The organism is Xanthomonas sp. CFBP 7698 (assembly GCF_003600855.1).
GTDB lineage: Bacteria > Pseudomonadota > Gammaproteobacteria > Xanthomonadales > Xanthomonadaceae > Xanthomonas > Xanthomonas cannabis.
The window spans coordinates 109,108-132,472 of sequence record NZ_PRDN01000007.1; the positions used below are offsets into that span (position 1 = coordinate 109,108).

15 protein-coding genes and 1 tRNA gene are annotated in these 23,365 nt (G+C 61.1%); 15 read left to right on the top strand and 1 reads right to left on the bottom strand.

Annotation, left to right across the window (positions count from 1 at the left end; translation table 11 throughout):
* Positions 1 to 158 precede the first annotated feature (158 nt).
* A tRNA-Ile gene (locus XnspCFBP7698_RS19925) sits at positions 159 to 234 on the top strand.
* A 176-nt stretch (positions 235 to 410) separates the two neighbouring features.
* Positions 411 to 1,625 carry an integrase arm-type DNA-binding domain-containing protein gene (locus tag XnspCFBP7698_RS19930; RefSeq protein WP_104581316.1) on the top strand — a complete coding sequence of 405 codons (1,215 nt, stop codon included), beginning with the start codon at positions 411 to 413 and terminating at the stop codon, positions 1,623 to 1,625.
* A gap of 543 nt (positions 1,626 to 2,168) precedes the next feature.
* Here the strand turns inward: XnspCFBP7698_RS19930 and XnspCFBP7698_RS19935 are convergent.
* Positions 2,169 to 3,161 (bottom strand): NAD(P)H-binding protein, encoded by a 993-nt coding sequence (locus XnspCFBP7698_RS19935; RefSeq protein WP_233549030.1) that lies wholly within the window; start codon positions 3,159 to 3,161, stop codon positions 2,169 to 2,171.
* Here XnspCFBP7698_RS19935 and XnspCFBP7698_RS19940 point away from each other — a divergent pair.
* The 13 genes from XnspCFBP7698_RS19940 to XnspCFBP7698_RS20010 all read left to right on the top strand — a co-directional run bounded on the left by XnspCFBP7698_RS19940 (position 3,142) and on the right by XnspCFBP7698_RS20010 (position 23,341).
* Complete coding sequence (locus XnspCFBP7698_RS19940) at positions 3,142 to 4,119, top strand: GlxA family transcriptional regulator (protein ID WP_233549032.1); 978 nt, start codon at positions 3,142 to 3,144, stop codon at positions 4,117 to 4,119. The two genes, XnspCFBP7698_RS19935 and XnspCFBP7698_RS19940, sit on opposite strands and share 20 nt — an antisense overlap.
* 160 nt (positions 4,120 to 4,279) lie before the next feature.
* Positions 4,280 to 4,822, top strand: coding sequence for a cysteine hydrolase family protein (locus XnspCFBP7698_RS19945; RefSeq protein WP_104581338.1), 543 nt, complete (start codon positions 4,280 to 4,282; stop codon positions 4,820 to 4,822).
* A gap of 202 nt (positions 4,823 to 5,024) precedes the next feature.
* Positions 5,025 to 5,450: a DUF2946 family protein gene (locus tag XnspCFBP7698_RS19950; RefSeq protein WP_104581318.1), complete on the top strand. Its 426-nt coding sequence runs from the start codon at positions 5,025 to 5,027 to the stop codon at positions 5,448 to 5,450.
* A 213-nt stretch (positions 5,451 to 5,663) separates the two neighbouring features.
* Complete coding sequence (locus tag XnspCFBP7698_RS19955) at positions 5,664 to 5,864, top strand: hypothetical protein (protein WP_104581319.1); 201 nt, start codon at positions 5,664 to 5,666, stop codon at positions 5,862 to 5,864.
* 121 nt (positions 5,865 to 5,985) lie between these two features.
* Positions 5,986 to 6,456, top strand: coding sequence for an SCO family protein (locus tag XnspCFBP7698_RS19960; protein ID WP_233549034.1), 471 nt, complete (start codon positions 5,986 to 5,988; stop codon positions 6,454 to 6,456).
* 89 nt (positions 6,457 to 6,545) lie between these two features.
* A complete protein-coding gene (locus tag XnspCFBP7698_RS19965; protein ID WP_104581320.1) occupies positions 6,546 to 7,091 on the top strand; it encodes a copper chaperone PCu(A)C in 546 nt (181 codons plus the stop codon).
* Positions 7,092 to 7,174: 83 nt separating this feature from the next.
* A complete protein-coding gene (locus XnspCFBP7698_RS19970) occupies positions 7,175 to 7,573 on the top strand; it encodes a helix-turn-helix domain-containing protein (RefSeq protein WP_104581321.1) in 399 nt (132 codons plus the stop codon).
* 806 nt (positions 7,574 to 8,379) lie between these two features.
* Entirely contained in the window at positions 8,380 to 10,545 is a 2,166-nt protein-coding gene (locus tag XnspCFBP7698_RS19980) for a type I secretion system permease/ATPase (protein WP_104581322.1), read from the top strand.
* Positions 10,542 to 11,963 (top strand): HlyD family type I secretion periplasmic adaptor subunit, encoded by a 1,422-nt coding sequence (locus XnspCFBP7698_RS19985; RefSeq protein WP_104581323.1) that lies wholly within the window; start codon positions 10,542 to 10,544, stop codon positions 11,961 to 11,963. The genes XnspCFBP7698_RS19980 and XnspCFBP7698_RS19985 overlap by 4 nt, the downstream gene beginning before the upstream one ends.
* Positions 11,964 to 12,121: 158 nt before the next feature.
* A complete protein-coding gene (locus tag XnspCFBP7698_RS21465) occupies positions 12,122 to 12,994 on the top strand; it encodes a hypothetical protein (protein WP_146093264.1) in 873 nt (290 codons plus the stop codon).
* 64 nt (positions 12,995 to 13,058) lie between these two features.
* Positions 13,059 to 21,386, top strand: coding sequence for a putative Ig domain-containing protein (locus XnspCFBP7698_RS19990; RefSeq protein ID WP_233549036.1), 8,328 nt, complete (start codon positions 13,059 to 13,061; stop codon positions 21,384 to 21,386).
* Positions 21,387 to 21,863: 477 nt separating this feature from the next.
* Positions 21,864 to 22,082 (top strand): hypothetical protein, encoded by a 219-nt coding sequence (locus XnspCFBP7698_RS19995; protein ID WP_146093266.1) that lies wholly within the window; start codon positions 21,864 to 21,866, stop codon positions 22,080 to 22,082.
* 617 nt (positions 22,083 to 22,699) lie between these two features.
* A complete protein-coding gene (locus XnspCFBP7698_RS20010) occupies positions 22,700 to 23,341 on the top strand; it encodes a DUF1629 domain-containing protein (RefSeq protein ID WP_104581341.1) in 642 nt (213 codons plus the stop codon).
* Positions 23,342 to 23,365 lie beyond the last annotated feature (24 nt).

A 23,365-nucleotide genomic window follows, 5' to 3' on the forward strand; every position in this document is an offset into this window, starting at 1 on the left:
CGCGGTTAGGTAGGTCTCTCGGAAGCGGACGCAGGATGCAGCAAGTAAGCAGTTAGCAGCGGGCATCCAGCAGACAAGCTTGTTGGCAGACAGGTAAACTTGCCCCACTCCTGTGGGCCCGACGCATTGCATGCGGCACCAGCGAGCGCTGTGCAGCAGGGCCTATAGCTCAACGGTTAGAGCAGAGGACTCATAATCCTTTGGTTCCAGGTTCGAATCCTGGTGGGCCCACCAAAACGCAGTCCGGGGACGTCCGGCTCAGTCCGAGAATCCGCAAAAATCAAGATAAATTAGCTGGCCTGCGTCCTCCGAAGTTCAGCGACGTCCAGTTGCGTCCGGCAATAAAGTGAGTCAGGCTGTGAGTCGTGGAGCGGCAATGGGCGGCTCCGACTCACAGCTGTCTGACTCACATGCTCACTGATGCCAAGCTTCGCGCGTTGAAACCTAAAGTGGCAGCCTTTCGGGTGGCTGACTCGAATGGCCTCTGCATAGAGGTCCGTCCCACTGGCTCGAAAGCTTGGCGCTACCGCTATCGTTATGCCGGCAAGCCAAGCATTGTGACCATCGACGAATACCCGGCCATGTCATTGATGCAGGCACGCGTGGAGCGCGACAAGCTGCGCGCGCTACTGAAGGGTGGAGCCAATCCGGCCCACATCGCACGCGTCGAGAGAGCTGTCCAGACCGGACGCATTAACACCACATTTGGCGCCATCGGACTGGAGCTATTGAACAAGCGCGCCAGGGAAGGCCTTAGTCCCGGATCGGTGAAGCGCGAGCGCCGGCTGATCGAGAAAGATTTGGCGTCCATTGCCGACATGCCCATAACCAATGTGAGCGCTCCAATCCTGCTGGCTGCCCTACGGAAGCTGGAGCAGCGGGGCATCATCGAAACTGCTCATCGGGCCCGTGCACATGCCGGACGAGTGTTCCGCTACGCCATTGCCACGGGCCGCTCCGAAAGTAATCCGGCCGACAACCTGACAGGCGCGCTGGAGCAACCCCAGACAAGGCACTTCGCCAGTCTCACTGACCCCAATCAGATTGGCGATCTGCTGCGCGCACTCTGGGCTTATCAAGGTGCCGCAGTGACGCAGGCAGCTCTCAAGCTTGCTCCCATGCTATTTGTGCGTCCGGGTGAGCTGCGGCATGCCAAGTGGACCGATATCGACCTGGATGGCGCCGAGTGGCGTTACGTCACCAGTAAGACCAAGACGCCGCATATCGTTCCACTGTCCATTCAGGCCGTGAGCGTGCTGCGGGATCTACAACCGCTTACCAAGCGTAGCGACTATGTTTTCCCTGGCGTCCGCAGTTCAGACCGGCCGATGAGCGAGAACACAATCAACGCCGCTTTGCGTAATCTAGGATTCGATGGCGCGACTATCGTCGGTCACGGTTTTCGTGCGATGGCGCGCACCGTACTGGATGAAGTTCTGGGCTTTCGCCCTGACTATATCGAGCACCAACTTGCGCATGCCGTGCGCGATCCGCTGGGACGTGCCTACAATCGCACCGCGCACTTGCCAGAGCGCATGAAAATGATGCAAGCGTGGGCTGATTACCTGGATAGTCTGCGGAGTTCCGAGAGGAAACTCCTGCCCATTCGCAAGCAGATGGCGTGAGCCCGCATTGGGTACAGGCATCGGCTAACGGCATTTTTTCGCGCCGGGTGCGCCTCCAGGCAGTACATCTGAAGCGCTAAGAAACTGATGTAGCGGCATAGTGAGATTCTGCTGATCGTTTTTTTTCTTTTCGGATGCTCTTGCGGGAGATTGTCAGCAAGTTCTCCAAGGCGACGTTCCCGGATGTCATTACGACTACGTTCGCGAAAAGATTGCCCGCGAGGTCTTCTTTATCACCTTGATATCAATGGTTCTGCCCAACACTCCGTCAGGAAAGCGCGCTGCTCCCATAACGAGCAAGCGCAGCGAGATAGTCGATCCCGGTAGGTACCACGAATGATCTTTGATCCTGCGTGCCTGGGTTGGAAGTCCAGGGCTCCGCAGTATGCGCCTCTCCCATTCCCCGTATCGACCTGCGGAAGATTCACAGGTACCGACGCCTGAGGTCATTCGGACATTGTTCTTCGACTTAATGTCCCATCAATGCAGTGCGTAGCGTGGTCGATTTAGCCACGCCACGCACCCTGCGATGCCTGCAATCAATCACTGGATAGCAAGATCTTTCAACCACTGGTCGACACTGCGCGGTGTGATGCCAAGCAGGTGCTGTGCACTGGTCGCTGAGTCGATGGTGTTGGCAGGCGTCTGCCACAACGCTTGGTAGAAACCGGCCACCGCCGTTGCCGCGGGGCCGAGCAGCGGCTCCAGGTGCTTACCGAAATCCGCTGGCAATACGCTCTGGAAGCAGACATCGCGCTTCAGATGATGGGCCAGTGCGGCAGCGAGGTCTGCGCCGAGCAGGCCAGGTAATTGGCCGACGCCGACCACGCCGGTCACGCCAGGACGGTCGAATAGCTGCGCGGCGACATCGGCGACGTCCAGATGCGAGCTCCAGGACACCGGGAACTCTTCGCGTATCGGATAACCGAGGACGCCGTCGCCATGCACGCCGCCAATGACCATGGGCAGCAGCAGGTTTTCCAGATACAGGCGCGGGGCGATGACAGCGCTCGACACGCTGCTGCGTTGCACGCCGTCGATCAGAATGGCGATGGCCGAGTCGGGTGCTGCCTGCAGCGCGCTGCCCGGTGCATCGACGATGCTGCCGCTGGTAGAAATCAATACGCGCGCCGGCTTCGCGGTGTCGATGGCCTGGACGATGTTGTTTGCGTAGGCAACGCGCACGTCCTCGGGTGCCTGAGGCAGGTGGACGAAGACGCCATCCGCACCGCGATAGGCATCGGTCAGCGATCGGACGGAAAGATGATCGACCTGTACCGACGCCCCGGAGACCGCATCGGTGTTGCGTACCGCGGCCACGGCATGCTTGCCGGCCTGCGACAGCGCATTGAGTAGCGGCGCGCCTTGTGCGCCGGTGGCACCATGGATGATGTAGGTCATTGGCATACTCCTGTGATGTGGGCAAGCTGTGGAGCCGGAGCATGGGCGACGTGCTTCGGTTACTTCAACTGCACTAATGGCGCGTTGCTGAATGCAAGTCGGCATGGAGAACGAGATGGCATCCAGGCAAACCATCGAGGTCGGCGTGGTGCTGTATGCGGATGCGCAGCAGGCGGCCGTGCTTGGCCTGACCGATCTGTTTGCGGTGGCCAACCGGTTCTCGGGAGCGAACGGGGCGGGCGCGACGATCCGGGTCACGCATTGGCAGCAGCCGGCGCCCGCCGCAGCACCGTTGCGTGTGTCCGGGAACGACATGCACGCCGACACGCGCCTGTGCGCGTTGATCCTGCCGCCAAGCCTGGGCGATGCGCCAGATGCGGCGCGCAATGCCTGCCTGATCGACTGGCTGCGCGCGCAACATGCCCAGGGCGCGGTGTTGTGCTCGGTGTGCGCGGGTGCGTTTCTGTTGGCCGGCACCGGCGTGCTGGACGGACGCCGCATGACCACGCACTGGCTGCATGCGGAAGCATTGCAGCAGCGCTTTCCGGCGGTCCAGGTGGACCCGGACGAACTGCTCATCGACGAGGGCGATGTCATTACCGCCGGTGGTGTGATGTCGTGGACGGATCTTGGGCTGCGGCTGGTGGATCGCCTGTTGGGGCCGGCAGTCATGCTGGAAACCGCGCGGGTGCTGCTGGTCGACCCGCCGGGCCGACAGCAGCGCTACTACAGCGTGTTTTCGCCGCGCCTGACGCATGGCGACGCGGCGATCCTGCGGGTGCAGCACTGGCTGCAGGAGACCGGTGCGCGAGATGTGGCGTTGACCAGCCTGGCCGCACAGGCCGGGCTGGAGGCGCGCACCTTTCTGCGCCGGTTCCAGAAGGCGACCGGCATGACCAGCACGGACTATGGCCAGCGGCTGCGGATCGGCCGCGCGCGCGCGCTGCTGGAAGCGCATGCAATGACCATCGACGCGATTGCGTGGGAGGTCGGCTATCAGGACGCGGCGGCGTTTCGCAAGGTGTTCAAGCGCATTCTCGGGCTATCGCCCAGCGACTACCGGCAGCGGTTTGCAGGTGCGCTTGGTGGCTGACTGCCTTGAGCCGTTGACCACCTTTTGCGGCCGGGTACGCGCGGCGGATACCCGCGGCAGCGATGAGATGTCGCTCCCGGCCCGGTGATGTCGGTGGTGCCACTCGTCGCGATGAGCGCGCCGGCGCATGCTCTCCGATGACATCCCACGCGAGAACACCATGACCAAGGCCGTCATCGTCATCGACCTGCAGAACGATTATTTTCCTGGCGGGAAACTGCCATTGACCGGCATCGAACCGGCCGCAGAAAACGCGCTGGCGGTGATTACCGATGCGCGCCGCACGGGTGTTCCGGTGTTTCATGTGCGCCATGAGGCGGGTGCGGATGCGCCGTTTTTTGTAGCCGGCTCGCACGGCGCGCGGATCCGCGATGCGCTCATGCCGCAGGACGGCGAGGTGGTCATCGTCAAGCAGCATGTCAACGCCTTCCGTGACACATCGCTTCAGCAGCAGCTGCAGCAGCACGGCATAACGCAGGTGACGATCGTCGGTGCGATGAGCCACATGTGTGTGGATGCCTGCGTGCGCGCTGCTGGGGACATGGGCTATACGGTGACGGTGCTGCACGATGCCTGCGCCACGATGGATCTGCAGTTTGCTGGCACCAGCGTGCCTGCGGCGCACGTGCATGCGGCGCTGATGGCAGCGTTTAAGTTCGGCTATGCGGCGGTGCTCTCCACGCAGGAGTATCTGCAGGCCTGATGAAAGAGTAGGGCGCGCGTTGCGATGTGTGCGCCGCGAGCGCGCTGCGCCGGTAGTGCCTCAACCGGGCGCGGCGCGCAGTGCATGCAACGCGCGTGGTGCGAACCCAGGCGTCGGGCTGCGACGAAGGGTCGCAGGTGGCCTGCGGTTTTTTCATTACACTTTGCCGGTGCGCCTACTTCCCTCGCCCCTGTTCAGCCTGATGCAGCGCCTGGCCTGTTTGGCGGTGCTGCTGTTGCTATGCGCGCCCTTGGTGAGCCGCACGCTCGTAGACACATCGCGCTTCCTGGACGCGCCTCTTTGCCACAGCCAGCCCTGGCAGCTTGGCGACGCGCCAGAGACCGATGGCAGTAGTGTTCACGCCATGCAGCGGTTGGCAGACGCGCAGGTTGGTGCAGCTCACCAGGAGCTGAGTGCCGAACACAGGCTGCACAACGCCGGTGGCGGCGATGCAGTGGGCTGCGAGTACTGCCTGCTTGCCACGCGCCTGCTGCCGTTGTTGCTGATGGCGTGCCTGGTGCTTGCACCGATTCGGGACCGACTCGCGGTCGCGCGTCGTGCCGTTACTGGCCCTATGGCCGCGCGCTGGTGGGCGCATGCACCACGCGGGCCGCCACTGGTTGCCTGAAACGTCGGTTGTTGAGCTGCACCCGCGAACGGGTGTGCTTCTGGATGTTTTGGAGCAGATAGATGACGTATTTTGTTTTGCCGCCCCAAGCGGCGGCGACGCCGTGCCTTGCGCTTGTGACACTGTTGCCAACGCTGGCGCTGATCACCCCTGCGCAGATGCGCCGGCTGACTGCAGACGAACCGCAACTCCCGCCTCGAACGGCACCGATCGATGCCGCATCGCATCCGCAACGATGCGACCGGGCGGTGGGCCAGCAGCTGCACGGTCCTCGATGCAAGGCGCGGCGTTGATGCGCGCGGCAAGCTTGGCGATGACCGCGCGATCGGCACGACATGGCGTACGCCAGAGCGGCAGGCAGCAGGCCGCTCGCAATGGATGGATGAAAATCACGATGCGAACGATGCGATGTAGATGGAAGCGACGGCTAGTGCAGCTGATGCTGATGTGCCTGCTCGGCATGTTGGCCGGGTGTGGGAAAGGGAGTGACGGGTTCGCTCCCAATGGCGCGGACCTTAGCCCGATGGCGCGCGGCATGGATTTTTATCTCTACGACACCGAGGGCGCGCCGCGGCCGTTACGCAGTTTCCGTGGCAAGGCGCTGGTGCTGTTCTTCGGCTTTACTCATTGCCCGGACGTGTGCCCGACCACGCTGGCACGTGCGGCGCAGGTCAAGCGCAAGCTGGGTGCGGATGCCGCGCAGGTGCAGTTCGCGTTTGCCACGCTGGACCCGCAACGGGATAAGCCGAATGTGCTCAGGACCTACGTGAAAGCATTCGATCCGGACTTCATCGGCCTGACCGGTAGCGAGGGCGATATCCGGGTAGCGGCGGGCAATCTGAAAGTGAGCTACGCGAAGGTGCCGATGGGGCCGACCTATACCATCGACCACTCCACGCGCAGTTTTCTCTTCGATCGCGAAGGACAGCTGCGCGTGGGCCTTGCGCACGAGCAGAGCGTGGACTCGGTTGTGCACGATATCCGGCAAGTGCTCGCACTCAAGTAACGGCGGTCTGCCGGCTTCCCGAACATCAACGTCGATGACGATAAGCGAGACGCTGCGGCGCACGCGTCGGTCGACCCAAGGAGAAAGACATGAAACTGCATGTGCTGATGATGGCTACGTTGTCTGCCTTGACGCTGGTGGCGTGCGAGCGCGCGCCGGCGCCCGAATCCAACCCGGCGCCTGCCGCCGTGACGCCCACTGCGACCGAAGCGCCCGCTGCAGCCGCTGCGGTGGTGGCGAGCGATGCGTGGTCGCGCGCAACGCCGCCGGGTGCGCCGGTGGCGGGCGGCTACCTCACGCTGCGTAATCAGTCGGCAACGCCCGATCGCCTGGTGGCGGTGGAGTCGCCGGCCAGTGCGCAGGTGGAGATCCACGACATGCGCATGGATGCCGGCGTGATGAAGATGCGCCATCTGGAGCAGGGATTGGTCTTGCCGCCGGGTGAGCAGGTGGTGCTCGGCCCGGGCGGCATGCATTTGATGTTCATTGCGCCGCACGCGCCCTTTGAAGAGGGCAAGCCTGTCGTGGCCACGCTGGTGTTTGAGCATGCGCCGCGCATAGATGTGCACTTTGCGGTTCGTCCAATGGGCGCGTCTGCACCTGATGCGGATTCACATGGGCAGCATATGCGCTAGTGGGCGCCCGTGAGATCGCGTACGCCGGCACCACGGCGTGCAACGCGGCCGTAGCGCCGTTCAATCGCAGAATCAGATAGCCAATGGAAACATCGAACGCTTCGTGCTGTGGGGTGGCCCGTTTTTTTCAATTGTTGGAGGGACCATGGGCGTCGCTGATTGTGCGCGAGCTGCTTGTGGGTCCGCGCCGTTTCACTGAACTCAGGCAGGCATTGCAGGGCATCAGCGCGCATACGTTGACCAGTCGCCTGAGGCAGTTCGAAGCCTCCGGGCTGGTTGTGCGGACCGCGTATGCGCAGACGCCGCCCCGTGTGGTGTATACGCTCACGCCGCTGGGCGAGGGGCTGCGCGGTGTGTTCGAGGCGCTGCGCGAATGGGGCGAGTCGTTGCCGGCAGACAGCGTTGCGGTTGCGCCGCCCAAGGACGGCGTTGCGATGACCATGCGGGAGATTGCAGCGGGCTGCCCGCTTGCAAAATCCTGAGCGGAACTGGAGTAAGCGCTATGGCACCTTCTGTAGTGGGAAACGATGCCATGGTGTTCTCGATGCGTGGCGCAATGACCGCTGCGAACGTAAAGCTGAACGTGCCGGGAGACGTCGGGAACGCATGCGCGCATGCATCCGGTGGCTGCAACGATGCCAGCACGCTGCAACGATATGGCGGCCTAGACGAGATGGGGCTTGATTTACGGCGGCCTACGTACCCCGGTTCCGTCGGATGCTCCTCCGGCGTTCGTTGCCGGTGCCGCCGATAATGACTATCAGCCTGACGATCCCATCTTGCTTTACAACGCGTGGCGCAAGGCGGGAGTGTCGGCCGAACTGCATGTATATGAGCGCGGCGGACACGGTTTCGATCTGCATCCCAAGGGGACGACAAGCGATCACTGGTTCGGCCAATTCATAGAGTGGCTGGAGATGCGTGGGCTGCTATGTCGGACGTAAGTAAGGTCCTAGGGTCTAGAAAGCCCGCATGGCCGCGTTTTGCGCCCCGGGCCTATACGCTACCTGGAGTAGCTATAAGTTCAAAACCTGCTTGAAGGCTATCGCAATCTTGTTTAGCGCATTATTTGGCGAACTGACTTGTCGTTGATGACTGGCCATTAGCGCTCCAAGTCAAGCTTGAACTGAAGCTCCGCACGTGTGGCGGAGGAGCTGTCTCAGCTGGGAGACGCCCGATTGAGAAAATTGATCGTCAGCAGGGGATTCGCTGATTGACAGCTTCTTAACAGTCCCAGATCCTATTCCGACACTTGAGCCCGGCTTGGGCTCTATAGCAAGGAACGCGTATGTCAGGGGGAAGTGCGTCGCTCTCGTTGGTCGAGGGCGGCTCGTCGGTGCATGATCGGCCGGATCTGGGGCTGCAGGGGCTTGTCCTTCTGGCGCAATTTCATGGTATTGCCGCCGATGCGACGCAGCTGGCGCATGGCTTTGGCCGTGGGGGTGAGCCTTTCGATGAGACCACGCTGCTGCTGGCGGCCAAGCAACTGGGCTTGAAAGCCAAGGTGGTCGCCCAGCCGGCCGCGCGGATCGGCATGGCTGCACTGCCGGCTCTGGCACTGGTGCCGGGAGGTGACGCGTTCATCGTGGCCAAGGTCGGAGCGGACCAGATCCTGATCCACGATCTGGTCGAAAAGCGCCCGCGCTCCATCTCGCCTGCCGAATTCGAAGCGCGCTACCAGGGGCGGTTGCTGCAGGTCGCCTCGCGCGCCTCGGTGCTCGGCGATCTGGCCAAGTTCGATTTCAGCTGGTTTATCCCGGCGGTGGTCAAGTACCGCAAGTTGATGATCGAGGTCTTCGTCGTCTCGTTCTTCATTCAGCTGTTCGCGCTGATCACCCCGCTGTTCTACCAGGTGGTGATGGACAAGGTGCTGGTGCATAACGGCCTGACCACACTGGACGTCATCGCAATCGGGCTGGTCTCGATGGCGGTGTTCGATGTGCTGCTGTCCGGCCTGCGCACCTATGTCTTCGCCCATACCACCAGCAAGATCGACGTGGAGCTTGGCGCGCGGCTGTTCCGGCATGTGTTGTCGTTGCCGTTGGCGTACTTCGAGTCGCGGCGGGTCGGGGACACCATCGCGCGTGTCCGCGAGCTGGAGAACATCCGCAACTTCCTGACCGGGCAGGCGCTCACCTCGGTACTGGACCTGTTCTTTACGGTGGTCTTTCTATCGGTGATGTTCTGGTACAGCGGCTGGCTGACCTTGATCGTGGTGCTGTCCTTGCCGCTATACGCCACGATCTCTGGACTGATCACCCCGGTGCTGCGCAAGCGCTTGAACGACAAGTTTGCGCGCGGCGCCGACAACCAATCGTTCCTGGTGGAGACGGTCAGCGGTATCGGTACGGTCAAGGCGATGGCGGTGGATCCACGCGTGACCCGTACCTGGGACAACCAGCTGGCCGGCTATGTCAGCGCCGGTTTCAACGTCACCCGCATTGCAACCTTGGGTCAGCAAGGCGTACAGCTGGTACAGAAGCTCACCGCCGTGGCGGTGCTGTTCTGGGGCGCCAAGCTGGTGATGGAAGGCAAGCTGTCGATTGGCCAGTTGATCGCTTTCAACATGTTGTCCGGCCAGGTTACCGCGCCGATCATTCGCTTGGCTCAGTTGTGGCAGGACTTCCAGCAGGTCGGTATCTCGGTCGAGCGGCTGGGCGATATTCTCAATACGCGAACCGAGGTGCCGGGCAGTCGCCTGGCATTGCCGCCGATTCGCGGGCAGGTGACGTTCGAGCGGGTCACGTTCCGCTACCGGCCGGATGCGCCCGAGGTGCTCAACGGGATCGAGCTGGACATTCGCCCAGGCGAAATCATCGGCATCGTTGGCCGTTCCGGCTCCGGCAAGAGCACGCTGACCAAGCTGGTGCAGCGGCTCTACACGCCCGAGCGCGGGCGGGTGCTGATCGATGGCCAGGACCTGGCGCTGGCCGATCCGGCCTGGCTGCGTCGTCAGCTGGGCGTGGTGCTGCAGGAAAACTTCCTGTTCAACCGCAGCGTGCGCGAGAACATCGCGTTGACCGATCCCGGCATGCCGCTGGAGCGGGTGATCCATGCGGCCAAGCTGGCAGGTGCCCACGACTTCATTCTGGAATTGCCGGAAGGCTACGACACCAAAGTCGGCGAGCACGGCACCGGTTTGTCCGGTGGGCAACGGCAGCGCATTGCGATCGCGCGCGCACTGATCGGCGATCCGCGCATCCTGATTCTCGACGAGGCCACCAGTGCGCTGGATTACGAATCGGAACACGCGGTGATGAGCAATATGCGCGCCATCTGTAAGGGCCGCACCGTACTGATCATCGCCCATCGCCTGTCCACCGTGCGGCACGCCAATCGCATCGTCGTAGTGGAGAAGGGACGCATCATCGAAAGCGGCTCGCACGCGGAGTTGGTCGACCGGCCGGAAGGCCAATACGCGCATCTATACAGACTGCAACAGGGGACACCATGAAGCACGTGCTCCAGGGATGGCGCGATTTCTTTCTCCGCTATTTCAAGATCTTCAAATCGGCCTGGGCGGTGCGCCGCCAGCTCTACCCGCCTGCGCGCAGCGCCGACGAGCGCGCGTTCCTGCCGGCCCATCTTGAATTAACCGAAACGCCGGTCTCGCCCACTGCGCGCTGGACGATGCGCATCATCATCGGCTTCTTCTGTGTCGCGCTGCTGTGGGCGTGCCTGGGCAAGCTCGATATCGTCGCCGTGGCACCGGGCAAGACCGTCGTCGATTCCCGAACCAAGGTGGTGCAGACCGCAGAAACCGCGGTGGTGCGCAGGATCCTGGTGCGCGATGGACAGGCGGTGAAGAAAGGCCAGTTGCTGGTCGAGCTCGACGCCACCGCCACTGGTGCCGAATTTGCCCAGGCAGGTGACGCCCTTATCAATGCACGGCTCGCCGCGTTGCGCCAGGCAGCGTTGGCAACCGCCATTGCGACCGGACTGCCGCCGCAGCTTGGGCCGGCTCCGGATCTTCCCGCAGAGCGGGTTGCCAACGAGCAGCAACTGGTCAGCAGCCAGTTCGATGCATTCCAGGCGCGCCGACACAACCTGCAAGCCAGCATCGGCCAACGCCAGGCAGAACTGCAGACCACCCAGGACGCGATCGAACCACTGGCTGAGTCGGCGCGCATCTCGAAAGTGCGCGCAGAAGACTACGGCCGTCTGGTCGAAAGCAAGTACGTCGGCCGCCACGACTACCTGTTGCGCGAGCAGGAACGTATCGCCGCAGAAAGCCAGCTTGCCACCCAGCGTAACCGCTTGCAGGAAATCCGCTCGGCAATCAGTGCGGCGCAGGAAGAGTTGCGCGTACTTGTTACCGACACACGCCAGCAGGCACTGGATGCCTTGCGCCAGGCAAGTGAGCAAGCCGGCCAACTGACCCAGGACGTCGCCAAGACCGGACAGCGCGACAAACTTATGGCCCTGCACGCGCCTGTCGACGGCACGATCCAGCAGCTGGCCGTGCACACGGTAGGCGGTGTGGTCACGCCTGCACAGCCGTTACTCGTTGTTGTGCCAGCCGAAGAAGCGCTGGAGGTTGAAGTCACCGTCTTGAACAAGGACATCGGCTTTATGCGCCCGGGCCAGCCAGTCACCGTCAAGGTCGACAGCTTTCCCTACACCCGCTACGGCTATCTGACCGGCACGGTCGCCAGCGTCTCCCACGATGCCGCGCAGGACGAAAAGCTGGGCCTGGTATTTCCTGCACGCATCAAATTAAACGGCAGCACGTTGGAGATCGATGGGGTCAAGGTGCGGATGAGTGCCGGGATGAGCTTGAGTGCAGAAGTGAAAACAGGGAAACGGCGGGTTATTGATTATTTATTAAGTCCCTTGCGAATACATGGCTCGGAATCTTTGAGAGAAAGGTAACGCCAATGTGGGGGCGGCACCAGCGTAGCTATACTCGGAATTTTTGGCGTGGGAATCTTTTGGCGGAATGGTCTTAAAAATTTCTACCGTCTACACCTGCTTACAAAAAGAGGTTGCCCAATGTCTGTAACAGCAGAAAACCCAGGAACAGCTTGACCATGTCTGAAACCATAAGCGCGCGCTGTCTGATACAAGCGCAAGCACTGCAAACGTGTCCAGAGCGTCGTGCTGCATACACACACGTCCAGATAGGGGCTGTTATGCGTGGGTGTGTCCTGTTGCTACTGTCGGTGCTCGCGGCCGCCTGCTCCAGGAACAGTCCGTCGGATAAAGCCAACCGGCCGGATCTGGTCGGCACGATCGGCCCTAACGTCATTCGTGTACCGGCACAGGATCTCCTATTCTACGAATCCGAGCCGGGCACGAAGGAACTGAAAGGCAAATGTGAGCGTCCACTGCGTAGCCTAGTCATACGGCTACGCTGGCCTGAGATGGAACCGCTCAGTGAAAAGAACGCCGAGGACTACCGCGTGCATCACAGTCGATCGACGGGAAATTCCCAGTGGATCGAAATCGGCATGAGCCGCCTTGCGCCTACTGAGAAGGTCTCGCTCTCTGGCAGGCGAGATTTCAGGCTTTATCGAAATCGAGAGGTTTCCGAATATCCCTGGGGCGTCCCGCTGGTATACGGGGAAGATCCAGCGCTGCAATTGAAGTTTGGACATCTCCGCACCCCATTGCCGCATAGGACAAATTTTATTGTGTACTCCGATCAGATGGAAGTCGGGCAGGAGCCAGTGACATTAATAACATGCCTGCACGGCGAGAGATTCGACCCTCCACGTTGGACTTCGCTATGCGAACAGTTAATTATTGAGAGCGAATTCCCGCAAGTGGAAACTAGTATTTCTTATCGAGCTAATCTCTTGCCGGAATGGCCAAAGATCACATCTGCGGTCCATTCCTACCTGCAAAAAATAACTGCTAGATGCCCAAAACAACAGGACGTAAAGGAACTTGATCATGGTTGATATGATGAATGCGGATAATCTAGTTCAGGCCCGTACCCTACTAGAGGCGGGTCGAATCGAAGAAATGTATGCCTATATCGCGGCATTCGGCCATCGTTATTCTCGACTGGCTAGCGGCGTGGCACGTGGCAATATGTTTTCGGGCCTATCAGCCTTAGAATTTCTCGAAGAAACCGCCAGCGCAGCGGGAGCTCCGGTAAATTCTGCTGGCATTCAAGAGATAAGAAGGCGGATGGCTGAAGCTTTTCTAGGTCAGTTGGATATTATCGCTAGAGGTAACGGCGGGAGCGTGGTGCGAGAAGTTACAGCCAGGGAAGCATGGGAATTCCATAATCAGGTCTTCCGCGGTTTGAACCTTCCCACCGACGCGTGGACCATGAACACCCCATTCGAACTGCTGGACGAAGACCAGCGAAACGAACTGTGGGATGTTTTGCTCGAAAGCAATGGGCGTTGGCCCTTCGACAGCGCATCCGGAATCCGGCTGGCCCTGACTGTCTGGCAGAACAGCGACGGCAGCGGCAAGGCTGCCTCCTGGTTCGATCGGCTGGGCTATAACCCGGACATCTTCTCCGCGTGGTTGGCGCGCGTCGGTACCGAGAGTCTGGAAGACAACCCGCTGTCGTTACTTAATCCGTCCGCTGCGCTGGCCGAGTTCCTTGTCGCCATGGGGCTGGACAGCACTGACGGCGAGATCAACCAGGATCAGGTGCGCGAGTTCATGGCGGCGCTGAGCGCCCCCTTGCGCATCTTCACCGGCCCCGACAAGGGCGCCGCGGTCTATGGCAGCGTCCAGGACGACATGCTGGCCGGTACCGACATCGGCGACCTGCTGTACGGCATGGATGGGAGCGATACATTGGAGGGCCGCGCGGGCGACGATATCCTGGCCGGGGGAATCGGTAACGATGTGCTGCGGGGCGGCGTCGGCAACGACACGATATTCGGCGAGGACGGCAACGACATCCTTGATGGTGGCATCGGTAGCGACCGCCTGCGCGGCGGCGCAGGCACGGACACCTATGTGCTGTATGCGGGCGCGCCAGGCGATATCGACCGCATCACCGACGCCGACGGCATCGGCGTGCTGGAGATCGAAGGCAACAGCGGCTGGGCCGCCGGGTTGGTGGCAACCTCAGAGAACACTTGGGAAGCTGCGGACGGGTATATCCGCGTCACCGTGGCCTCGGCGGGCGACGGCAAGCAACTAGTGATCCGTCTAGGAACCTCGGGCGGTACCACGATTGTCGAAAACTGGACGCCCGGCACGTTCGGTATCGTGCTTCCTGGGTACCAACCGCCAAGCGATCCAACCGTTGGCACGGATCAATCCGACTATCTGAATCCCTACATCGACGCCCTTCCGAGCACGCCGGTCCATCTTGCCGGAGGTGCCGGGCGGGACATGATCCTGGGAACCTACAGCGATGGCGCCGATCTGCTGGAGGGTGGAGAGGGCAGCGACATCATCAATGCCAATGGCGGCAGTGACCTGATCCTTGCAGGCGGCGGTAATGATTTCGTTTCCGGTTTTGGCGACGAGGCGACCGCTTATGGCGGAAAGGGCGATGACGTCCTGAGCGCTAGGCATGCATTCGGCTTCAACTTCCGGGTGTCGCCAGAGCTGCCGATGGACGAAAGCACCGTCTGGCGCGACATCGAGTCGTACTTCAGCTGGCAGGGCGCCAAGCAGATGACGACTGATGAGACTGGGGGATTGGTGGGCTACGCCACTTTCACACTTGGAGGTGCTTTCGACTTCAGCGGTAGGTCAGGAGTCGCTGGCTGGACTTATCGTTTTCAACGGATCGACACATCTCGCTATTCCCTGCAGTACTTCAGCGCTGCTGAACCCGATGGTGTTACCGGTACAAACGGCGTGTTCGCGTTCGGGGGAGGCGTCGGTGACACTCATACCATCGGCGTTTCGCTCTACGGCGAGGAGGGAGACGACGTGCTGATCGGCGGTGCCGGCAGCGATCTGCTCGATGGCGGCACCGGCAACGACGTGATCTCCGGCAGCGCAGGGCAGGATGTGGTCTTTGGCGGCGATGGTAATGATCTGCTATCTGGTGGCACCGGGAACGACCGTCTGGACGGTGGCGAGGGTACGGATGAAATATATGGAGAGGCTGGCGCTGACGTGATTGACGGCGGCGCCGGCAACGACCTGCTCTGGGGTGACGGGCAGTCCGACCAACTCGCAGGTGGCGACGACATTCTGCGCGGAGGCGCGGGCAACGATCAGCTGGTTGGGCAGGATGGCGATGATGTTCTTTCCGGTGGGGCCGACGACGATTTGCTGGCAGGCGGAACGGGACAGGATCGCCTGCTCGGCGAGAGCGGCAACGACGAACTGCAGGGCGGAGATGGCGACGATCTGCTCGATGGCGGCGTCGGTGACGATGTACTGCACGGGCAGGCCGGCAAGGATGTGCTGTTTGGCGGCGACGGGGCGGACCAGATGGCTGGCGGCGATGACGATGACCGGCTCGATGGCGGATCCGGTGACGATCTTCTGCTGGGACAGCAGGGCAACGACATTCTGCTCGGCGGCGCGGGATACGACGAGTTGCAAGGTGGCGAAGGCGACGACAGGCTCACTGGTGGTATCGGAAATGACCGCCTGTTCGGCGAAGCCGGCAGTGACATACTCGACGGTGGAGATGGCAACGACTTCTTGAATGGCGGCGGCGACAGCGACAAGCTCAGTGGTGGCGCCGGCGCGGATACTCTGAATGGCGGCGACGGCGACGACCTTCTGGAGGGTGGCGACGCCAACGATATTCTCGACGGCGAGGCTGGCAACGATACGATCTACGGCGGGGCTGGCAACGACACCATCGATGGTGACGACGGCGACGATCTGATCCAGGCCGGCATCGGCGACGACAGTGTCTACGGTGGAGCAGGCAACGACGTCATCCATGCCGAGGACGGCAATGACAATGTCACCGCTGCGCAGGGCAATGACCTTGTCTACGGCGGAGCCGGCAATGACTATCTGGAGGGGAGCGAGGGGGACGATGTCCTCTCAGGCGACGAGGGCAACGATATCCTGCTCGGCGATGCTGGCAACGATACCCTCGATGGCGGCGAAGGCCAGAACCAGTATCGTTTCCGCCGGGGATTCGGCACCGATACCGTGCTGGTGAAACAGGGCAGCACCGATCTGCTGTACTTTCTCGATGGCATCACCGCGGACGAGCTGCGGTATGTACGCGAGGGACAGGATCTGGTCGTCTCGCTCGAGAGCGGCGACAGCGTTCGCATCGTCGGCTACTTCGCCGCCGCAACGGCGGTGCGGATCCAGACCGACGACCTTCAGGTGGTGACGCGTTCCCAGTTCGACACCGGCATCATGTATGGAACACCGATCCGTGGTGGCAACGACGCGGATTCATTGAATGGCACCAAGGACAACGAACGCCTATACGGCTTGCACGGCAATGACACGATCGACGGAGGCGAAGGCAACGACCTCATCGAAGGCGGGGCTGGCGATGACACGCTGACCGACGGACGCGGCGGCGATGTGCTGCTTGGCGGAGATGGCAACGACACCATCCATCTGGTAGCCGATGGCATGGCGGACGGGGACCTGGTTGACGGTGGAAGCGGTGACGATACCTATCAAGTGGCATTGGGATCCGGTTACGACGTGATCGGCCGGCTTGATGCCGCCGATGCAGGACGCGACGTGATCCGTATGATCGGGGTGAACTCCGACGCGGTCACCAACTTCCAGATTAGCGGAACCACGCTGGGCGTTATGATCGCCAGCGGCGGTTGGTCCAACGCCAGTGTTTCCAACGCATTGATGCTTGAAGGCTTTCTCGCCAACAATAATCACCGCATTGTTTTTGCCGATGGCGTGGAGTTGACAGCTGCCAACTTCCAGACGCGGTGGTGGAGCGGCACCAGTGGCGACGACGTGCAAACCGGTACCTTCGCACCGGACTCCATGGATGGCGGTGCCGGAAACGACACGTTGTCCGGCATGGGCGGCAGCGACATGTTGCAGGGCGGCGACGGCGACGACATCCTGGATGGTGGCGAAGACAACGACACGTTGTATGACGGTGCGGGCGCGGATATCTTGCTTGGCGGCGCGGGCAACGACCGGATCTACGCCAACGTGGACAGTTCAATCGACCGCTTCGTTGGTGGTAGTGGCGACGACAGGTACTACTACAACCACACGTTCTCCTGGTCCTCCTGGAGAACGACCGTCAACTCCAGCGAGATCGAGGAGCTGGAAAACGGTGGCATCGACACGATCTACTCCAATTACCACGACGTGATCCTGGGTGCGAACATCGAGAACGCCGTGATCACGCCCTCCAACTATTGGTGGCCGGGAGCGCCCAACCGCATTACCGGCAATGCGCTGGACAATGTCATCCAGATAGTGCCGAACAGCATTTCCGACACACAGGAATACATTCTTGATGGTGCCGGAGGCAAGGACACACTGATTGGTGGCGCCACGCGCGATACCTTTATCGTTGACAGCTTGGACGATGTGATCGTCGAGAATGGATTCTCGGATAGCAGCGACACCGTGCAGGCAAGCGTCGACTACTCGATCGAGGGCCGCCAGGAGCTTGAGAATCTGCGCCTGACCGGAAACGCCGTCCGCGGTACCGGCAACAGCGACAACAACATCATCGAAGGCCATCTAGTCGATGCGGTGAACCAGCTGGCTGGATTGGATGGCAACGATACCTACTTGATCACCCGGAAGGACCAAGTGATCGAACAAGCTGGCGGCGGCAACGATACGGTGATCATCGCCGGCTGGGATGAACTGACCCCGCAGGCGATGTGGGTTTCGGTAGCCGACTATGCGAACGTAGAGAATCTGCGTCTCTACAACATTGGTACTCAAGGTCCTAACGGCATCATCGGGCTGCGCGCCAATCTGCAGGGCGACCTTGGCGACAATGTGCTCACCGGCAACATGTATGCCAACGAGATCCGTGGTGGAGCCGGCAACGATACCATTCGCGGAAACCACTTCCTGGCAGAGTTCAATCTTGCCACCAGCAATAACGAGGCCGACACGCTGTATGGCGAGGAGGGTGACGACACCATCCATGCGGCACTGTACGGCGCCGACATCTACGGTGGCCGCGGCAACGACGTGCTGTACGGCACGGTCGGGTTCAACGGCGACGGCAGGACCTACGGCACGCGCGCAGGAAGCGACTACTTCTTTTATGAAGCCGGCGACGGTACCGACCGCATCATTTCCGTCAACGGAAGTCGCGATACCGATCGGGTGATCTTCGGTGAGGGCATCATCGCCGAACAGGCGACCTGGACCCGTGACGGGTTCGATCTGATCGTCCAGCTTGGCACCGCTGCCGACGATCGCTTGATCATCGAGGGTTATTGGCGCGAAGACTGGAACAATCCCGGCGAGCTGGTGCTGGTGCGGACCATCGACGAGTTCGTGTTCGCCGACGGCACTATTCGCCGTGGCGATCTTGCGCAACTGCAGATCACCAACGATCCGCCGGTGGCCAATTGGTTCCAGTACGATGCCAGCCCTCGCATAGGCCAGGCTTTCAGCTTGGCGCTTCCTGCCGGCAGCTTCGTCGATGATGCAGACGACACGCTCACCTATGCGGTGGATGGGCCAGAATGGCTGCAGATAGATTCCGCCACCGGCACCATCAGCGGCACGCCGCCCTTGGGTTTGGAGTGGTTCGGCTTCAATCTGATCGCGACCGATCAACACGGCGCCTCAACCGCGATGTACCTGGAGTTGCGCACTGTCGCGGTGATCGAGGGAACCGCAGACGACGACAGTCTTGTCGGTACCTGGCAGCGTGAAGAACTGCTGGGGCTTGATGGCAACGATCGCCTCGCCGGCAATGGCGGCGACGATGTGCTGCGGGGTGGGGCGGGCGACGACACCTATGTCTTGGACAGTCAGGACATGACCACCATCGTCGAGCTGGAGGGAGAAGGTACCGATACCGTCGAGAGCAGCCTCTCTGTCTATGCCGCAGACGAGAACATCGAGCGCGTTGTATTGGTCGAGGGCAGCAGTGCCCAGGCGGCCTACGGACGCGACGGCCATCAGACCCTGATTGGCAACAGCCAGAACAATACGTTGGATGGCGGCAGCGGTGCCGACGACATGCGTGGCGGCGCGGGCAACGATAGCTATTATCTCGACGACGCCGGCGATACGGTGGTGGAGTTGTCAGCCCAGGGCACTGATACGGTCTACACCACGGTGTCTGCCACGCTCTCAGCCAATGTCGAAAACGGCTATCTGGATGGACAAGGAAACCTGTCGCTGATCGGCAATGCATCGGCTAACCGGCTCTACGGTAATAGCGACAACAACGTGCTCGATGGTGGTCAAGGAAACGACATCATGGAAGGTTACGGCGGTGACGATACCTATTACGTCGATACCGACTCGGACCGGGTCACCGAGTCCAACAATGCGGGCATCGATACTGTCGTGCGCTCTGCTGGCTCGCAGGTGCAGTTGGCAGGCAACGTCGAGAATCTTCGCCTGACCGGCAGTGGGCAAGCAACCGGCAATGCGCTGGACAACCTCATCGAAGGCAGCGAAGCGGCCAATATCCTGCTTGGCCTTGCCGGTAACGACACGTTGAACGGACGCGGTGGTAACGATCAGCTGACCGGTGGCGCCGGCAATGACCGGCTGATTGGTGGTGCCGGCGACGACACCTATGTCATCGATGGCAGCTCTGGCAGCGACATCATCAACAACACCGGTGGCGGGAACGACACCTTGCTGGTGAATGGCGTGGCCAGCAGCCGTCTGTCATTCAAGCGCGATGGCAACGATCTTTTGGTGCACATCGATGGTGCAACGATCGCTGCAGCGCGCGTCAGCGGCCACTTTCTGGGCGGTGATGCGGGCATGGATGTCGTGCAGGCCAGCAACGCACGCTATACCGCAACGCAGATCGCACAGCTGATCAACAGCAGCAGTCCGGATCGGACCGTCAATGGCACCGCCTCCGGAGAGCAACTGACTGGCGGGACTGGCAGGGATCTGATCGACGGACTGGGTGGTAACGACACATTGCTGGGCATGGGCGGCAACGATACCTTGCGGGGTGGCGCCGGCAACGACACCTTGTCCGGTGGCAGCGGCAATGGAACCGGCAGTGGTGACGACACGCTAGAGGGCGGCGCTGGCAATGACACACTGCGCGGCGAGGATGGCGATGATCTCATGCTGGGCGGCGCTAACGACGATACCTATGTATTTGGCAGCGGCCGCGATGTCATCGACAATACCGGCGGCGGTATCGACCGTCTGCAATTCCAGGATGGACAACCGGTCAGCAACCTGCGATTCACCCGCGATGGCGATGACCTGGTGATTGCATTGGCCAGTGGCGCCAATAACAGCGTGCGAGTGACCAAACACTTCCTTGGTGGCGATTTCGCGTTGGATGTCCTACAGCCCGGCAGTGGTACACAGCTGGACACCGCGGCGATCAATGCCCGTGTCTCCAGCAGTGACGGCGAGGCCAATCTGGCCGACTATGCGCGTGTGCTGACAGGCACCGCCACAAATGATCAGCTGATCGGCAATGCAAGCAAGGAACTGATGCGCGGCCTTGCCGGCAACGACACCCTGTTCGGCATGCTCGGCGATGACCGCATCGAAGGCGGTGATGGCGATGATTCTCTGTGGGGTGGCAGCGGTTCCTTCGGCGGATCGGGCAACGACATGCTCTACGGCGGCGCAGGCAACGACACTCTCGTTGGCGAGGACGGCAACGACCTGTTGTTCGGTGGTGCGGGCGACGATGTCTACACCTACCGTGAGGGCAATGGCGTGGATACGGTGAGTGTCGGTGGCGGCAGCGATTCCATCTTCATGGCTGGTATCGAGCGGACGCGTCTGAGCTTCCATCGCAACGGCGACGACCTGATCGTACGGGTGGACGGCGACGCCAATCAGCAGGTAAGTGTGCTCAAGCACTTCCTGGGCAGCGACAACGCTCTGTGGATGATCCAGCCCGAGGATGGTGGACACGGCATTCCAGCGTCGGAGTTCGAAACATTGCTTACACCGATGCAAGCCGGAAATACGACGGCATCGGCTAGCCGCACCTCAAGCATTGATCGTTTGATGGCTTCTGTGTCGACCGAGATTGTGGCCGCTGACCAGACCAAGGATCTGCTGGCCACCACTGCGTCCCGACGTCCGATGCAGCGTGCAGTATTGGCCGAAGTCAATCAATTGGTTGATGCAATGGGCGTGTTTCAAACCGGCGCTGCGAATCTCGACGTCGGCTTGGCGCGTGACGTCGAGGCTGGCATTTTGGGCGGAGCAAGATCTTGGTTGGCGCAAGATGCTAGTAGTCGTTATCAGATCCAGTAATTTGGCTGGGTCGTCGATGGCGTTTGGGAGGCAACACGCGCATGCGTGCTGCCTCCAACACTTACGCCGAAGAAGTGATGCATGGTTTCTGGAAGCGCAGGCCCGGTAGGAGGCCAAGAAGAACGGCACGCGCCAGGCGCTGGCGCCGTTGCCCGGGAGCTTGGCGCTATTGGATGACGGCTGGCTCAGAACGTCCTGACATCCCGCAGGGCTTGAGACCTAGAGCTTATGAAAATACCGTTGGTGCAATCTGATGTTGTCGGACGCGGGACCGATGGTCGCTCACCTCGCGGGACGCTTGAGCAGCGTCTTGCCGGCACCCAAACAAACTCGTTGCGAAAAACGTAGTCTCGCGTGTCGGCCCCATAGCTCCATCCGGGTTAGCCGGGGCGAAGCTGCAGCCTACCTCAGCTTTCGCTGTCAGAGGGCTCGCCATGTGTCTCAGGCACTGCGACAGCGCTGCCGATACTTGTGCCTATGGACAGAGCCGAGCTGCGCCTTCATCTCGAACGCCTGGATGCAGCCGTGCCGACATTGCGGGCTTCCAGTCCTGGCCGCCGCCACTTTTGGCAAGCCTTCGCCAGCATGGCCGCCGCCATAGAGAGCAAGGCAGAAACGAGCGAGGACGTGCAGTTCGTCGGCCGTCGAGCCGAGGAAATCCTGTCGTGGCATGGGCTAACAGACGTGGACGATTAAGGCTGAAGATACGCGGTTCTTGTTAGGCCGCGGCCACCGAGCCTGTGTTCGACACGTAGCACGTGGCCATCCAGTGCTTGGCGTAGTCGTACGCCGCGTCTCGATCAGGGAACGCGACACCAGTGACCGGGTGGCGATGAAGCGTGATGCCGCCGGGCCTGGAAATTAGCAGCTCTGGTAGGAACTTACCGTCAGACGGGGTGATGTGGGCTGTAAGCAGGTAGTCGCCCACATGCCGAGTTGCCTTAGCGCCCAACAGCGATCCTCCTTGATGGTGTTAAGAGTTCCTGGGTGTCTAACGCCATGGCCGGACACAGACAGGCAGAGCCCGCCTTGGGCGGAACATCATCATGGAGAAAAAGGGCGAAGGCACTATCAGTGAAAGGCAGGCTGGACGGTAGGTGTTTTCCTACCCAGGTTCGAATCTTCGAGAGCAGGCGCTGGCACCTCTCGGCATTTGGGTGCTGGTTCATCTGTTCATCGGTGGCAGGCAGCATACGAGTAGGGCGGCAAGTGGAATGTAGCCTCTCCGTTGCCTCATGGCTTGGGTCGGCAAAGCGACCGAGTTAAGCTCTTTCCGTCAGCTGAGACCACAGCACACGGTAGGGATGAAACGCATGCCATCAACAACACCCAATCAGCCGACGCCTGGTGACTTCTACATGCTTGAGCCGGACGTGGAGAGCAATCGCTCAGTCTGTGGGGTGCAGTTCACCAACAAGCGCCAGCTTCTGTCACCGCCGCGGTTGATCTTGCGGCCTGACGAGGGTGGCTTTCCGCCGTTGCGAGAACTTCCGCTGCTGACTCTTGAACCCAGCGCGGGGCCGGAGCCCCGAGACTTGGAGGCGGGGTTCAGTGGCTACTGGCTGATATCCGGGCGCCTTCATGACGTGATGGCAGCGGTGGATCCTGAGGCGTTTGCCTTTGCAGAGGTGGATTACCGCCTGACTGATGGCACTCCGGGACCCCGTTACTACCTCTGCGACGTGGTGCGCGAGCGAGACGCACTCGACGAGGCTGGATCGCGGTTGAAGATCAAGATTGATGACGATTACGTGCGTGGGAAATTCTATTCCTTGGCTGGCGGCGCAAGCTTGGCTTTCCGCAACGAGGCGCTGAAGGGGGCTCACGTCTTCAGGACGCCCTTCAACCCCACGGCTTTCTGCGACCAAGTGTTCAAGGCCGCAGTCCTTCAAGCCGGCATCCCGGATAACTCCGAAGCTAGTGGCATCTCTTTTATTGACGCATCGGATATTTGAGGCCGCCAGGCGACAAGGAGGGAG

What these genes read in the sequence shown, in the direction of transcription:
- XnspCFBP7698_RS19980 (WP_104581322.1), top strand. Translation starts at nt 8,380, where the DNA reads ATGTCAGGGGGAAGTGCGTCGCTCTCGTTGGTCGAGGGCGGCTCGTCG.
- XnspCFBP7698_RS19935 (WP_233549030.1), bottom strand. Translation starts at nt 3,161, where the DNA reads ATGGTTTGCCTGGATGCCATCTCGTTCTCCATGCCGACTTGCATTCAG.
- XnspCFBP7698_RS19930 (WP_104581316.1), top strand. Translation starts at nt 411, where the DNA reads ATGCTCACTGATGCCAAGCTTCGCGCGTTGAAACCTAAAGTGGCAGCC.
- XnspCFBP7698_RS19990 (WP_233549036.1), top strand. Translation starts at nt 13,059, where the DNA reads ATGTATGCCTATATCGCGGCATTCGGCCATCGTTATTCTCGACTGGCT.
- XnspCFBP7698_RS20010 (WP_104581341.1), top strand. Translation starts at nt 22,700, where the DNA reads ATGCCATCAACAACACCCAATCAGCCGACGCCTGGTGACTTCTACATG.
- XnspCFBP7698_RS21465 (WP_146093264.1), top strand. Translation starts at nt 12,122, where the DNA reads ATGTCTGAAACCATAAGCGCGCGCTGTCTGATACAAGCGCAAGCACTG.
- XnspCFBP7698_RS19940 (WP_233549032.1), top strand. Translation starts at nt 3,142, where the DNA reads ATGGCATCCAGGCAAACCATCGAGGTCGGCGTGGTGCTGTATGCGGAT.
- XnspCFBP7698_RS19985 (WP_104581323.1), top strand. Translation starts at nt 10,542, where the DNA reads ATGAAGCACGTGCTCCAGGGATGGCGCGATTTCTTTCTCCGCTATTTC.
- XnspCFBP7698_RS19950 (WP_104581318.1), top strand. Translation starts at nt 5,025, where the DNA reads ATGCAGCGCCTGGCCTGTTTGGCGGTGCTGCTGTTGCTATGCGCGCCC.
- XnspCFBP7698_RS19965 (WP_104581320.1), top strand. Translation starts at nt 6,546, where the DNA reads ATGAAACTGCATGTGCTGATGATGGCTACGTTGTCTGCCTTGACGCTG.
- XnspCFBP7698_RS19955 (WP_104581319.1), top strand. Translation starts at nt 5,664, where the DNA reads ATGCCGCATCGCATCCGCAACGATGCGACCGGGCGGTGGGCCAGCAGC.
- XnspCFBP7698_RS19995 (WP_146093266.1), top strand. Translation starts at nt 21,864, where the DNA reads ATGGACAGAGCCGAGCTGCGCCTTCATCTCGAACGCCTGGATGCAGCC.
- XnspCFBP7698_RS19945 (WP_104581338.1), top strand. Translation starts at nt 4,280, where the DNA reads ATGACCAAGGCCGTCATCGTCATCGACCTGCAGAACGATTATTTTCCT.
- XnspCFBP7698_RS19960 (WP_233549034.1), top strand. Translation starts at nt 5,986, where the DNA reads ATGGATTTTTATCTCTACGACACCGAGGGCGCGCCGCGGCCGTTACGC.
- XnspCFBP7698_RS19970 (WP_104581321.1), top strand. Translation starts at nt 7,175, where the DNA reads ATGGAAACATCGAACGCTTCGTGCTGTGGGGTGGCCCGTTTTTTTCAA.